The 15,068-nt window shown below is 56.6% G+C and carries 8 protein-coding genes; 6 read left to right on the top strand and 2 right to left on the bottom strand.

Annotated elements, in window-relative coordinates:
* Positions 1-86 precede the first annotated feature (86 nt).
* The 6 genes from B5E60_RS02980 to B5E60_RS02945 all read left to right on the top strand — a co-directional run bounded on the left by B5E60_RS02980 (position 87) and on the right by B5E60_RS02945 (position 11,662).
* On the top strand, positions 87-3,212 hold the full coding sequence (locus B5E60_RS02980; protein ID WP_239403190.1) for a SusC/RagA family TonB-linked outer membrane protein: 3,126 nt from the start codon (positions 87-89) through the stop codon (positions 3,210-3,212).
* 15 nt (positions 3,213-3,227) lie between these two features.
* Positions 3,228-4,706, top strand: a complete 1,479-nt coding sequence (locus tag B5E60_RS02975; RefSeq protein WP_087309511.1) for a RagB/SusD family nutrient uptake outer membrane protein — start codon at positions 3,228-3,230, stop codon at positions 4,704-4,706.
* 4 nt (positions 4,707-4,710) lie between these two features.
* Positions 4,711-5,430 (top strand): hypothetical protein, encoded by a 720-nt coding sequence (locus B5E60_RS02970; RefSeq protein ID WP_087309405.1) that lies wholly within the window; start codon positions 4,711-4,713, stop codon positions 5,428-5,430.
* Between the two features lie 12 nt (positions 5,431-5,442).
* The gene (locus tag B5E60_RS02965) at positions 5,443-7,170 is read left to right on the top strand and encodes a PKD-like family lipoprotein (RefSeq protein ID WP_087309404.1); all 1,728 of its coding nucleotides are present in this window, start codon (positions 5,443-5,445) and stop codon (positions 7,168-7,170) included.
* A gap of 94 nt (positions 7,171-7,264) precedes the next feature.
* Positions 7,265-9,436, top strand: a complete 2,172-nt coding sequence (locus B5E60_RS02960) for a zinc-dependent metalloprotease (RefSeq protein ID WP_162611588.1) — start codon at positions 7,265-7,267, stop codon at positions 9,434-9,436.
* 1,746 nt (positions 9,437-11,182) lie between these two features.
* Positions 11,183-11,662, top strand: coding sequence for a TlpA family protein disulfide reductase (locus tag B5E60_RS02945; protein ID WP_087309400.1), 480 nt, complete (start codon positions 11,183-11,185; stop codon positions 11,660-11,662).
* Between the two features lie 417 nt (positions 11,663-12,079).
* On the opposite strand, the gene B5E60_RS02940 is transcribed toward B5E60_RS02945, so the two are convergent.
* Complete coding sequence (locus B5E60_RS02940) at positions 12,080-13,624, bottom strand: BACON domain-containing protein (RefSeq protein WP_087309399.1); 1,545 nt, start codon at positions 13,622-13,624, stop codon at positions 12,080-12,082.
* Positions 13,625-13,641: 17 nt separating this feature from the next.
* Entirely contained in the window at positions 13,642-15,045 is a 1,404-nt protein-coding gene (locus tag B5E60_RS02935) for a BT_3987 domain-containing protein (RefSeq protein WP_239403205.1), read from the bottom strand.
* Positions 15,046-15,068: the final 23 nt, after the last annotated feature.

Here is a 15,068-nt window from a genome sequence, read left to right as displayed (position 1 = left end):
GGAGGGGCCCGTTCTTTTCCGGAAAAATGTATAACAAAACATTATCTCTAACCCTTTCAATGGAAAAAATCCATTCTCGCAACAGTATGAGACCAATGGGTGGACTGCGCTCGGTGATGCTTCTCTGCAGTCTGATGGCAACGATGCTGCTGTCGTTTTCCGAGCTCCGGGCCGCGGATACGAAAACCCGGGTACAGATCACTGGCGTGGTAACCGATACGGGCGGATTACCCGTTCCGGGAGCCTCGGTCGTCCTGCACGGTACGACCATCGGTATCTCCACCGACACGGACGGTAAATTCAAACTCGAATTCGACGACCGCCCCAACATCATCATCGACGTGTCGTTCATCGGTATGAAAAAGCAGGAGATCCCCGTCAAACCCCGCAACGGCAAGGCCAATCTCAAAGTCGTACTGGAGAACGACACCGAAATCGAAGAGGTGGTCGTAACGGGTATCTTCAACCGCAAGAAGGAGGGCTACACCGGTTCGGTGAACACCATCAAGGGCGAAGACATCAAGAAATACTCCACCACGAACATCGCCAAGGCCATCAGCGCCATGGAGCCGAGTTTCCGCGTGATGGACAACTTCGAGATGGGTTCGGACCCCAATGCGCTGCCCGACATGCGCATGCGCGGTACGTCGACTCTGCCCGGCGGTACGGCAACGGGTGACGGTCTGGTTTCGCTGCAGGGCGAATACGACACTTATCCCAACCAGCCGCTGCTGCTGCTCGACGGTTTCGAAATCGACGTGCAGACGATGGCCGACCTGGACCCCGACCGCGTGGCTTCGATCACCATCCTGAAGGATGCATCGGCAACGGCCATCTACGGTTCGAAGGCCTCGAACGGTGTGATCGTCATCGAGACACTCGCCCCCAAACCCGGCGCCATCAACGTCACCTACAGCGGCAACGTGCGTGTCGAAATGCCCGACCTGTCGTCGTACAACCTGATGAACTCCTCGGAGAAGATCTATGTGGAGAAGATCGCCGGTCTGTATGCCGAAAACGATCTGGCCTCGCAGCGGGACTACCAGTCGCGTCTGCGCGAGGTGAAACGCGGAGTGGATACCTACTGGCTCTCGCAGCCGTTGCGCACGTCGGTCCAGCAGCGTCATGCCGTGACGCTCGAAGGCGGATCGAACGAACTGCGTTACAAACTCTACGCCGGATTGAATGAGACCCCCGGTGTGATGAAGGGCTCGAAGCGAAGCACACAGACCGCATCGCTTGACCTGAGCTACCGATTCAAGAAATTCCTGCTCAAAAACAGCATCACGGCCGACAACGCCGTGGGTACCGAGAGCCCCTACGGCTCGTTCAGCGAATACGCTCAGCTGAACCCCTATCTGCGTCCCTACGACGAAAACGGCAACATCAACAAGATCATGCAGACGTGGAACATGCTCTACAGCGGCGACGGCAACAACTATGAGGTGGCCAACCCGCTCTACAATACGACGTTCCACAGCCTGAACCGCAACACAGACTTCACCGTCCGCGAACTTTTCAAACTCGAGTACCGCCCCAGCGAAGAGTGGATCCTGCAGGGTAACGTCTCGGTGAGCAAGAACAACGGCAAGGCCGAAGTCTTCCGCCCGGGCTACCACACCGCCTTCAAGGATGTGACGGACCCCGCGCTGAAGGGTGACTTCACCCGTACGCAGTCCGAGTCGTTCAACTACGCCGTCGACTTCACGGTGATGTACAACAAAAACATCAAGAACACGCACTACATCACGGCCAACCTCCGTTATGCGGTCGAACAGACCAGCAACGAGGCCTACGGTGCCAAGGTGACCGGTTTCCCCAACGACCAGATGGACCACATTCTCTTCGGTAAGAAATACGACGAGAACATGACCGGTTCGGAGAATACGTCGCGCAGCATCGGCGGCGTTCTGGCTCTGGGTTACTCCTACAAGTACCGCTACTCGTTCGATGCCAACATCCGTATGGACGGCTCGTCGCAGTTCGGTAAGGACAACCGCTTCGCACCGTTCTGGTCGGCCGGCTTCAAATGGAACATCACCAACGAGGAGTTCATGAAGAAAGCTAACAAGAAGTGGCTCGACGATCTGGTATTCGCCATGTCGTACGGTATCACCGGCAACCAGGGTTTCGCTCCCTATCAGTCGCGTCAGGTCTACTCCTATTCGAATCTGATGCGCTACTACCTCTCGTCGGATGCCACGGGTATCGAACTCGTGGCTCTGGGTAACGACCGTCTGAAATGGCAACAGACCGCTACGTGGAATACGCGCATCGAGCTGTCGGCCTTCAAGGGCCGCCTAACCGCCCGTGCCGAGTACTACATCAAGAATACGAAGAACTCGCTGGCGCAGATCACGCTGGCACCGTCGCTGGGCTTTGCCTCCTACCCCGAGAACATGGGTACGCTCGAAAACAAGGGTGTCGAGCTGAACCTGGCCGTCATCCCCTACCGCAACGACGCCACACAGTCCTACTGGGTGATCTCGGTCAACGGTTCGCACAACAGGAACAAGTTGAAAGAGATCTCGCAGGCACTGCAACACCAGAACGAAATCAACGCCTCGGCCGAAACCATCTCGCCGCTGCCGCGCTATGTCGAGGGACAGTCGACGACGGGGATCTGGGCCGTGCCGTCGCTGGGCATCGACCCTGCAACCGGTGACGAAATCTTGCTCAAGCGCAACGGCTTGATCACGAGCGTCTACGATGCGGTGGATGCCGTGCTGTGCGGCGACACGGAGCCCAAATGGCAGGGTACGATCAACACCTCGTTCCAGTACAAGGGCTTCGGCGCAAACCTCGCCTTCTCGTACAAGTTCGGAGGCCAGATGTACAACGAGACGCTCGTCTCGAAGGTCGAGAATGCCGACCTGCGCTACAACGCCGACCGTCGCGTGCTAACCGAACGCTGGCAGAACCCCGGCGACCTGGCCCAGTACAAGCGTCTGACCAACTCGTCGAGCGGCTCGAACACGATGCAGACCTCGCGCTTCGTCATGGACGAGAATACGCTGCAGATGGGCTCGCTCTCGCTGACCTACCGCATGGACCGCAACAACACGCCGTTCCTCTCGAAGCTGAAGATCAGCTCGATGAAGTGGGGCTTCACGATGGAGGACGTCTTCTACGTCTCGACGATCAAACGCGAACGCGGTACGGTCTATCCGTTCTCGCGTCAGTTTGCCCTATCGCTTAACATTGTATTCTAACGCATGACGACACACATGAAAAGGCTTTATTTCCGCATACTGATTCTGACAACGCTTCTGGCGGGATCGACCTCCTGCGCGGAGTGGCTCGACGTACAACCGAAGACCTCGGTGGAGCAGGACGACCTCTTTGCCCGCGAAACGGGATTCAAGGATGCCCTGACGGGGTTCTATCTGCTCATGGGGACCGAGAACCTATATGCCCAGAATCTGACCTATTCGTACCTCGACATGCTCGCAGGACGCTACGAGAGTGCCCCGGAGATCTATGACTGGACGACACTCTACGCCTACGACGGTACCTATCAGACCACCGTCAACACGATCTACTCGAAGATGTACAACATCATCGCCAACATCAACAACTTCCTCTACTTCGTCGATGCCAAGCGGGACGTCATCACCACGCCGAACTACTACGAGACGATGAAGGGTGAAGCGTTGGGTCTGCGGGCCTTCCTGCACTTCGACCTGTTGCGCCTGTTCGGCCCGATCTATTCGCAGAACCCCGACGACAAGGCCATTCCCTACCGCACGGCCTTCAACAACGAGGCCACGCCGATTCTCCCGGCCCGCGAGGTGCTGGATCTCTGCATTGCCGACCTGCTCGAGGCCGAGAAGCTGCTCGACGGCCACGACAGCGAAATCTTCAATTACGACGATACGGTCGACGCCTTCACGGAGATGCGCCAGATGCGCATGAACGTCTGGGCCGTCCGCGCCATGCTGGCCCGCGCCTACTGCTACAAGGGCGATGCCGAAAGCAAGGCCCTGGCGCTGCAATATGCCAGATCCGTGATCGAAAGCGGCAAGTTTTCTCTGGCAACCTACAGTTCGATTACGGTCTCGCCGATCATGCCGACCGAACAGATCTTCGCACTCTACATCTACGACTACTACCAGATTGTCGATCCGATCTTCGTGGATGCCAGCAGTTCGAACATCCTGAGCGCCTACCAGGCCACCGTCGAGACGTGGTATGAAACCACGAGCGGCGGCGCAAGCGACCGTCGGTTCCAGACCTTCCGCAACGTCTCGGACAACGGCCGCATAAAGAAGGTCAGCCAGAAGTACAGTCAGAACGGGTCGTCATCGCGCGACAACTACTCAGGCCTGAACTCGCAGCCGTTGATCCGCTTGGCCGAGATGTACTACATCGCTGCCGAGTGCGAACCGGATGCCACAACCGCCGCTTCGTACCTGAATGCCGTGATCGTCACGCGCACGGGTCAGAACAACTCGACTCAAACCCGGAATTTCGACCAGATCGACACGCGCCAGATCTACGGTCAGGTGACGGGCCAAACCGTGCGCATCAACGAACTGATGAAGGAGTACGTGAAGGAGTTCTACGGCGAAGGCCAGCTGTTCTTCTTCTACAAGCGGCTGAATTTCAAAACCTTCTCGAATTGCCCGACACCTCAGGACGACATGACGACGCACTATCAGATGCCGCTCCCCGACAACGAGTACACATTCGGAAACAACAACTAAGGAAATGAATATCAAAACGATAACAACGGCCGCAGTCCTGCTCCTTGCGGCAGTCGGCTGCAAGGAGAACGACATTGCGTTCTACGACGAGGCTCCGCGTCTGGAGTATGTGACGGTAGCCTCCTGCACGTTCAACGACCAAGACTATCTGAATGCCTACATCGCCGACGAGAAGACCCCCGAAAAGGAGTGCAAGATAACGGCCCAGCTCATCGGCCGCCTGCTGACCGAACCGCTGACCTTCTGCATGCAGGGCACCCCCTCGAAGACGACTCCCTTCGAGGTGAAAGTGCGCTTCGAGAACCCCTACACCTTCCCGGTGTCGGCCGCCCAGAGCGAAGCTACGGTCTGGGTGACCTGCCCGACGAAAGAGCAGGTGTCAACCCGGAATGTCACCAAAAGCGGAATCATGAAGGTGAGCTCCGAAACGTCAAATCCAGCCCATCAGTTTGGATTGGGACGCGAGGAGAATCTGATCTGCTCGCTGAACGTGACGCTCAACATCTATCCTGCGAACTGGGACAGTGCCTGGTGGGGTTCCTACAGCACATCGAAATACTTCTTCATGATGGAGACCTTCAAGACGACGCTCGACGGTATCGCCAAGAGTCAGGACAGCCAACTCACACTCCGCCGGGAATACAACAAGTACAGGGAGGACCACGACCCGCTGTACGGCGACGATGACGAGAGCGAAATCGAAATCAGCTTCCCGCTGCAATAAACCGAATCAACCATGAAAATGAGATTTCAATCCTTAATGATTCCAATCGGCATGTCGCTGTTGCTGGGTTCGTGCTACGAAGACAAAGGCAACTACGACTACCATGAGATCAACGATATCGTCATCACGACGAGCGAATACAGCTACACGACTCCGAAGGAAGGGATGACGAACACCGTGGTGATCTCCCCGACGATCACGCAGACGATCACTACGGGTACGGAGAACCTCGCCTATGAATGGAAGCGTCAAACGGGTACGCTGTCGTGGGAGGTCGTAGGACACGACCCCACCTACACGTTAACGGTCACGTCGTCGGACACACAGCCCATCGTACTGCGCCTGGCGGTCACCGACACGACATTAGACATCATCACCTACGAAGAGATCACCGTAAAGCCGATCTTCAAGTTCAACCAGAGCTGGTTCCTGTTGCAGAATGTCGACGGGCAGGCCGTCCTGGGGTGTGTGGACGGCGAAGGATATGCCCGCGAGATGACGACGGACGTCTACAAGCGGGAAACGGGGAGCTCGTTGATCGGATCGCCCGTAGGGCTGGGCATGCATAACTTCCTGCGCACGACGGCCGTCACGGAGTTGAACCCGAATTATGAGATCCTTCTGGGGGTCTTCACGAGCAATCAGGAACCCTACATTCTGAAAGGTGCAACACTCGAAAACCACAACTACAACTACTGGCGTCTGCTCTATGAGAAGAAGGTCAAGGGCAATCTGACAGGCAATCCGCAGATCATGAAGGGCAACCGCAAGAACTTCACCATCGTGGACAACGGAAAACTATGGTATGCCCTTCCGGATGAACTGGCTCTGATGTACCCGATCGAGCTTTCTGACAAGCTGGGCGGCGGGGACAATTACGAAGTCAAGGGTATCGGCTTTGCTTCGACCTCGCACTGCCTGATCTACGACGGCCGAGGCAATCGGTTTCTGAGCTACGCGAATACGGCCCTCGGCGAAGGTTATAACACGCGCAAGTCGATCGCCAACGGAGCCGGATCGCAGGATGACCGCTACCTGGATGAGAACGACGTGAACCGCAGCGCAAAGATCGAGTCGATCGAAGCGGGATCGGTGCCCAACGCCTTCAATCCGGAGACCGACGTTCCGGGCGGCTTCGTCCTTGACTACATGGGTTGTGCCTCGGGCGACCATAACCTGACGATCATGGCCATTGGTCACGTCGGCCAGCAGATTTCGGTCTTCGAGTTCTGTCCGGACGCCCTGACCAACATCTACATCGAGAACATGGCCGTCTGCAACGCCAAATGGGAGGTTACGGGCAAGGGTACGCCCACGGTCGGCACGGATGGCAAATGGCAGGTGACCACATCGAGCTACTTCGAGCGGATGTTCTTCTACGCTGCCGGCAACACGATCTATCGGGTGGACCTCACGCAGGCCACTCCGGCCGTGGAGGTGGTTTACGAGACCGACCCCGAAGAGGGAGCCATCAAGATGATGAAACTCAAATCGGACAACGAGGATATAGCCTATGACGTAAACAGTTCGTCCGAAGCGGTTTCGACGAAGGAGATCATCCGTCACCTGGGGGTACTCCAGGAGGATGGCGACGGCAATGCGACGCTCGTGGAGATCCACCTGACGGCAGCCGGTGAGGTCGAGATCAACGCTGAGACCAAGGAGCCCGTCATCTACAAATTCAACGGTGGATTCAAGAATGTCGTGGACATGCTCTTCTCGTTCCGGGATGAAATCTGACATGACAAACCGGATATTACAACTGTTGCTCGGAACGTTGTTGCCGCTTCAAATGATGGCGGCAACAACGTCCGCGCCATCTTCCGGAGAGTCTGTGACCGGTGGTATCGCAATAACAGGGACGGAGGGGCTGGGAAGGCTCTACCACTCGGAGACGGGGTATCGCTGGGAACTTCCCGATTCGGTCCTGGGCCGTGCCATGAGTCTTTTCGTAACGCTGCTCAACACGGCGGGCAAGATGGACAAGGATACGAAATACGGCTATGAGGGCGACCGCTTCGGACCGATGATCCTCCGCTTTGTCGAAGACAACGGAATGGTCCGTCTGGAACAGGCCGTCGGGATGGAGCTTCCCGACGACGGGACGTCTGTGGCCCGCCTCTACAACGAAGCCCGCACTTGGAATACGCGCAACTGGCTGCCGATACTCCGGAACGACGCCGGCAGCGTAACGATCAATGTCGACCCGTTGTTGACCGACGACCAGCTTTTCGGGTTACAGTCCGCCTCGTTCATGCTTAAACTGGGCATGTGCATCGACCGCGATCCAGGATTCAGCGAGATCCGTCAGATTCCCGGCGGAATGATCGTCCGTTCGACCCGCACGTACACCTCGCTACCGTTCCCGGGACGTACGATCGACACGACGCGCTGGCAGATCGGCGCCAGTCTGTCGCTGTTGCCCCTTGAGAAAATGACGGCGCGTTACTTCGACCGGCGGGTCGGTTACTTCAAGATCCCGGGCCGCAGCGTGGCGGCCAACGGCTGCGAACTCATCGTTTCGGGAATCGTCAAACGATGGCATCTAGAACCGGCACCGGAAGACAAGGATCGCTACATCCGAGGCGAAAAAGTGGTTCCCCGACAAAAGATCATACTCTATTTCGACCAGGATTTCCCCGAGCGCTGGAAGGAGACGACTCGCCGGGCTGCGGCCAATTGGGCACAAATCCTCGAAGCGGCGGGGTTCCGCGATGCAATCGAAGTGCGGGAGGCCGATGCCGACGATCCGACGTGTACGCCCGACAACGGACGTCTGTCGTGGATCAAGTTTACGCCTTCTCCGAACGAGAACGCCTACGGTCATACCCAAACGGATCTTCGCAACGGCGAGGTGCTGTGTGTCTTGATCCGGATCTTCGGATCCTCATTCAACCTCATGCAGAGATGGCACATCGCACAGATGGGTGACGTGTATCCGATGAGCCCGGAGATGGAAGAGAAGATGTTCGAATGGGTACTCACTCATGAGATTGGTCATGTACTGGGGCTGGAACACAACTTCTACGGCAGCACGCTTTTCGGAACGGAACAGCTCCGCGATGCCGAACTGATGCATCGCGAGGCCTCCGGGACGTCGATCATGGATTATCTGCGTCTGAACCACGCGGCACAACCCGAGGACGGCATTGCCGCCGAGGACCTGATCCCGCGACTGGGGTCCTACGACCGGGCGGCCATTGAATGGGGCTACCGCTGCTGGCCGGATTGCGACGAACGTACGGTAGCCGACTCGTTGTCACGACGGGGCACGGCAATGTATGCCGATCGCCGCTATCGCTACATGCCGCAGCACAACATCCGTGACCCACAAGTGATGGCCGAGGATATCGGCCGGCGCCCGTTGGAGACGATCGAACTGGGAATGCGCCATCTGCAGCGGGCTCTGGAATCAATGGCGACTCCGCGCCCCGGCATGTGCGACACGACGCTGATCCTTCAGGCGGTCAGAGCACAGTTCAAAAACTATGCAGGACAGGTGTCACAGCATATCGGCGGACGTCGGCGCGTATTCGACCGTCCGGCGGAAATCTACCGTCCGGTGGATGCCGACGAGCAACGCAAAGCACTCACATTCTTCGCCCGTTATGTGGTGATGCCTCCGGCCTGGATAAAACCGGCTCTCGAGGCCGAGTTGCGGGAAGGTCTGGCGGAGTCGCTGCTCGACAGGCTTGCGTTGGTGGAGGAGATGGCTCTGACAGGCGGAGACTATACGGTGGAGGCCTATCTGGCGGATCTCGAAAGGCTCTTTCTGGGTGAAGCCTTCGATGCAGTACCGACGAAGGAGCGTCGAGTCATGGCCGAATCCTACCTGACGGCTCTTGACTGTTTTTCCGGCGACCCTGCGCGTAGTATCACCTTGCGAGTAAAGTGCCGGCAACGGATGGAACAACTCCGGCACCACCTCGCGATGTCGAACAATCCCTATTGGAACGGAGTGTGCGAACGGATCGCCTCCCGGGATGAAAATACGGAGGCAGCATGAAACGGACCATTCTACGATATGCGGCACTGCTGTCCCTGCTGGGGATGGTTCCGCACCGGACTCTTGCCGTCGGAGAGCGACAAGCGAAAGCCCCGACACTACGGGAAATCACAGCGGACACCCTGCAACAGCTCTGCGGAGGTCGATTGCCGGTCTACGCCTCGGGAGACGGGATCTGGATTGAAATCCCGACGTGCGAACTCCGGCTTACGGTCCAACTCGACCGGGGTGCCGGCATGCGGAATCGTGTGCTGCCGAACCTGCCGCCATTCCTGTTGGAAGCGGATCCGGCAACGGGCATGGCCCGGGTGCGGATTGCAGACACGCTCCGGAATCGGAAGTTCGGGACGACTCCCCTGCCTCTGGCACGGATTGCCGGATCGGAACGGCTGTTGGTCGACATCCACGAATGCCTCTATAATTCGGGGCCGTGGTACGAATGCAGCGAAGGAATCCTGCGCAACCAACGCTACGGGCATGAATCGCTGTTGGGAGTTGAGCCAACTGCCGGGGGAACACTCGTGCGGATCAGCGTCTGGTACCACGTGGAATCCCCGGAGCGTAGCACGGAAATCCTGATGTCTTCGGGGGCGCTGCCGCTCGAAATCAGTTTCTATCTGACAGCCGGCAATACCGGAGAGGAGATCGGATCCGACAGACCGAAAGTCGGAAAAGAGTCCCCGATCGAAGTAGTCGTGGGCTCGACCCTCCCAGAGGAGTATGCCGATGTGCTGCAACAGGCCGTAGCCGAATACAACCGACACCACCGGCGAATGCCGTTGCAGACGGTACCCGGTGAAGAGGTGATCCCACTTACAACGCCGTATGGAATCTCCTACGACGCCTCGGCGGATCGGCTTACCGTCCATACGCAACGTATCCCGGCACGGAATATGCCGACATTCGTCCGTATCAACCTCGGAGCCGGGAGTTGGGAGCAGGAAGCCCTGCGCCACAGCCTCCGACATTCGGATTCCTACCGCACCTTGCGGCAGTTGCTGTCCGACGCACAGGCCCGGCGCCACAACTGCCTGATAGATAACATCAAAGAGACGTTGGAGGAGGCCTTCGGGAGTGCTCCGAAACAGCTCAGGCCGACCCCGGAGCCCATGACGGAGAAGCGTCTGGCCCGGGAGTTTCGCGACCTTCGGAAGCGCATGAGGATGTGGAATCGCTTCATGAGCGAGGAGGCTTCCCATCTCACCGGAAGCGATACGGAGATTCCGGCCGTGGCGCTCTATGAGGCCATGCTGGCCGAAACGCAACAACTCTACGCACAAATGGCCCGGCAATCACGTGGGATGCCGCTTCAAAACGAAATATTGGAGTGGATCATCCGCGGAATGATCACCGATGCGAAAGGACGCTTCTCGATTCCCCTGCTGCGGGACAACGGACTGACGGCCTCACCGAGCGAAATGGCTCGGCGCCAGAGCTGGATCTGGAAAGAGGTACTGGCAGTCACGACGCCCGAGCTCCTTGCCGGAGTTCCGGAGTTGTTCCGTCAGACACTGAAGGAGCACGGCGAGGAGGCCTTTACCATGCAGGACAGCTTTCTTGTCGAACTCGAACGGCAGGTTGACACCCATCCAGAGCTCTCCGCCACAGTCGAGGCCCTCGAAAGGCTCTACACACAACTATCCGACGGCAGAGGTTCGGCCACGGCACTCTTCGCCGAACTCGAACGGCTGCGTCTCGAAAAGATTCGAATCGAAATCAATAATCTCAAAGACAAACAAAACAACCATGAAAAAGATTCTGTTCACATGCGTGCTGATTCTGGCCGCAAGCCTGGCCATGGGCCAGAACATTCCGGGGAACCTGACATTGAAGCAATTGGATGGTACGGAGGTTTTGATGAAGGATGTGCTGAAGGACGACGTGGTGATTGTTTCGTTCTGGGCCACGTGGTGCAAGCCGTGCCAGTCCGAGCTGGATGCCCTGTACGACATCGAGGAGATGTGGAAGGACAAGGTCCGCATCATAACCGTCTCGACCGACGATTCGCGAGCCACGGCCAAGGTTCGCTCGCTGGTGAAGGGCAAACGTTGGCCCTACGAGGTGCTGCTCGACCAGAATAAGGTGCTGTTCAAGGCGCTCAACCTGACCTCGATTCCGTTCGTGATGATTATCAAGAACGGCGAAACAATCTACACCCACACGGGCTACACGCCGGGCAACGAGCGTCTGGTGGTCCAGGAGGCACTGAATCTTCTGGAAAAATAACACGTCTGACGACGCCTCGCATCAAACCTTGAGAACGATCCTTTACGGTACCTGTGCCGTCATGAGCGGCACAGGGCGGTCTCGAAACCTGCAGGCTCCCCGATGAGTGTGCGACGGAGGGTCTCCCGGCAGACGACATGCCGCTTCAAGTGAAAAAGGGCTACGAAGCCCAACGGCCCGAATGGAGCGTCCTGTCGCAAGAAGGGAGCACGGAGTTACGAGACGACAGACCTCTGCACGCAATTCAACCGTGTGGTGAAGAAACGAGCCGGCAAATGGCAGGTCTACCCATCGCGAAGTAGAGCGAGGGAACCCGGCGCAAGGGAGAGCCATCCCATAAATTGACAAGCTAAACGTATAAAAGTCCATGCAATCGCACAGAGTATGTTTGTGCGATTGCATGGACATAAAAATCTCTTATTTATACTCGATGATCGTAGTATCTTTTTTCTTGAGATTCGGGATCGCCTGTCCCTGTTTAAGGATTAACTTCGTCAGTTTATCACCACGAATACAGTTCAGAGTTTTCAAAGCAGGGCACCCCGAAACGTCGAGCGTTTCCAGATCATCATAAGGTCCGTCGTAGTCCGGATCCTCAAGGCCGACGTCGATTGTTTCGACCTTCTCGCCAGAGATAGTCAGCACGGTGAAATCATAGTCGTCGATCGTATCACCGGTATAAACACTGAACTCCGAGATCGGATTTTGGCCCAAAATGATCGTGGAAAGTTGGGAGTTCTGCTCGCATTCGAGTACGCGCACCTTGTACAGCATTGAGATATCGAGCGTCTTGAAATTATGCTTGTTCACATGAATCTCCTCAATCTGCGGGAACGCCTCGATACCTTTAAGCGACTCCCACTTGTAATATCGGTTCGGCTTGTTGTTTTCTATCGTGGTCTCTGTCTTACCCGTTTTGGTCACGACATACAGACCGTCTTCCTCTTCCTCAATCCACTCATAGTCAAGGAGCCAAGTCCGGAAGTTATCGTCTTCGATATCCGCATATACAGCATTGGGGTCGCGCTGTTGCACCGTGATCTCGGCCAGCGGATCGCCCCAGATCTGGTCTTTCTGACGAATCTGGAAAGTACCTTTACGCGAAGACTCGGCGGCATCGAGGTGAATGGTCAACTCTTCGGTGCGCAGCCCTTTTTCATCCGATATAAGTTCCGGTTCGCCAGCCGTAATCCAGTCACTGCGCTTTCCCTGTTCAAATTCGTACTCGACACTGGTCTCGATGCGGATCTTAAACGTCCGCTCGGTCAAATCGAACGAATAGGCATCTTCAGCCACCACGTTGCAATACTCAACCATCGACTGTTCGAAAGTGATCTCAATCGGGGTCTCCGTCTCTTCGCTGTCGATCGTTAGCCGGGCCTTACGGGCCATGTATCCCTTGTTTTCAGCGATAGCGAAGTTGAGCGTGGTCTTGCCGTATCCCTCGCGGCGTTCGATATAGGTGATCCAAGGTTCAGCACCTTCCTCGGCGTCCTCGAACACAATGTCATGCGACAGTTCCGGCACGTTGGTATTCAGAATCACCTGATAGGTCGACGAATTGGTCTTGAAGGTCTCGGCTTTCTTGGAGAGCAGTTCGAGTACATAGGTAGGTTCGGAGATCACCTTGAGAGGCACTATGACCGACCCGGTGAAGAACTTGAACGTCGCCTCGCGCCGGACGCCGGTTTCGTTAGGTTCGATGGTAAAGACTACTTCATCGCCGCTTTTGCCGGCGACGGCCGACGGCTCAGCCCAGTCGCAATGTCCGGTCAGCCGCCAGTCGGCAGAGCTGGTCACGACAACAGCGCAGTCATCGGCGCCCTCCGGGCCGGCGGAAATCGTCTCCGTCGAAATGTTTATCGAGTCGACAACTTCAGGCGCGGTTTGCGCATTGTCATCGTCTGAACAGCCGCTCAGCACGCATGCCCAAGCGGCGAATGCCATAAATATCTTTTTCATAAAGCGATGCTTGGTCGTTAATTGAATTCCTTGACATAATCGGACAACTGCGATATGGGATATCGCGTCAAGTCGTTGTTCTTGTAGAAGTGGGTGGGAGAACCCTTGCCGAAGCGCGAAAGCTGATTGTTGGACGAATAATAGCGAGGAGCAAGGCCGAAATACATGGTGTAACCGTATCCACTGCCGCTTGTGCTGCCCTTGCCCAACATCAGTTCATAAGAACCTCCGGCGCAATCCATCTTGGTCATGCCCGGATAGACATAAGGCGTGCGGCCATAATCCGGGACGACGATATCCAGACACTCGCCCATCTCAACGCCGTCGATCGATACGAGACGCTTGTCCAGTTTGCCGACCTGATAGCCGATGATGGTCTTGTCGGGCATGGCCAGTTTAGTCTCGTAGAGCAGGCGGGAAAGACGGCTCCAGTCGTTCGGAGCGAGGAGGGGATGACTCGCATAGTCGAAATCGTCGCCCAGTTTTTCCGCATACTCGTCGTCGAAAGCCACGCCATCGAGGTTGTAGGCTTTGCAGAACGCAGCCAGCTCAGCGGCGAACTGACGGGCACCCAGATCGGAAAGCTGTGCGATGCCGGCTTCATCGTGGTTGCCCAGAATACCGGCGATCACCTTGATGCCGTGTTTGCGCAGACGCTGCAGAACGGCATCGTTGTTGCGAAGCAGCCACTCGTTGCTGGCGTTGCTGTAAATATAGATCCGGTTATTGATCTTGTCATAGTTGATGTTGAAGGCGAAAAGCACCAGATAGTCGATATTGAGCGTTTTGCCGCTCCGGAATTCCAGCGCATTGAGCGGATTGCAGTCGTTGGTCTCGATGTAGAGTATCGTCTTCTGAGACTTGTCGGGATTGGTGTACAACCCCTCATAGGGATCGTCGGCTATGAAGTCCGAGGTTAGATTGCGGAGGTTGCGCACCAAATAGACCATGCGGCCTGCAGCCTCGCAGTTGATGCCGTCGGTCATGCTCACGGCTTTCAGCGGCAGCAGATAGGTGGCACCGCCCTCCAGTTCGTCGCTTGCCGCAAGGGAGATCGCAACCTCTTCCGAGCGAATCTCGTCGGGCGCGAGCAGCAGTTCACCGTTGCGGGCAATCGTAACGTTCTCGACCGGGAAAAGGATGAAATCCGTACCGTGCTTCTTATTGTAGCTGTCGACGTAATCGGCGTCGAGTTCGATCTTCACGTCTACGCCCGAAGCTGGCAATTTGGTCATTGAAAAGTAGATTCCGGTCTCGCTGATCGCATCGCGCAACTCAACGACTTTCTCACTACGATTGGTTGCGGCATCGAGCAGCATGCCATCGATACGGGTGACGGCGCTATAAGGCGATTCGTCGATCGCCTTGCCGGCCTCGATATCCTCGGTGCATGCCGCACCAAACAGGCCTGCCAAGCACACCAGGGACACTTTCAATTCTTTTA

The sequence above is a fragment of the Alistipes sp. An116 genome, from assembly GCF_002161005.1.
Classification (GTDB): Bacteria; Bacteroidota; Bacteroidia; order Bacteroidales; family Rikenellaceae; genus Alistipes; species Alistipes megaguti.
The sequence above is the reverse complement of the archived record's forward strand: the minus strand, read 5'-3'. Positions and strand labels throughout refer to the sequence as shown.

Bases quoted from the DNA above. Each gene is read 5' to 3' on its own strand.
- B5E60_RS02980 (WP_239403190.1), top strand. From the start codon at position 87: ATGAGACCAATGGGTGGACTGCGCTCGGTGATGCTTCTCTGCAGTCTG.
- B5E60_RS02975 (WP_087309511.1), top strand. From the start codon at position 3,228: ATGAAAAGGCTTTATTTCCGCATACTGATTCTGACAACGCTTCTGGCG.
- B5E60_RS02970 (WP_087309405.1), top strand. From the start codon at position 4,711: ATGAATATCAAAACGATAACAACGGCCGCAGTCCTGCTCCTTGCGGCA.
- B5E60_RS02965 (WP_087309404.1), top strand. From the start codon at position 5,443: ATGAAAATGAGATTTCAATCCTTAATGATTCCAATCGGCATGTCGCTG.
- B5E60_RS02945 (WP_087309400.1), top strand. From the start codon at position 11,183: ATGAAAAAGATTCTGTTCACATGCGTGCTGATTCTGGCCGCAAGCCTG.
- B5E60_RS02940 (WP_087309399.1), bottom strand. From the start codon at position 13,624: ATGAAAAAGATATTTATGGCATTCGCCGCTTGGGCATGCGTGCTGAGC.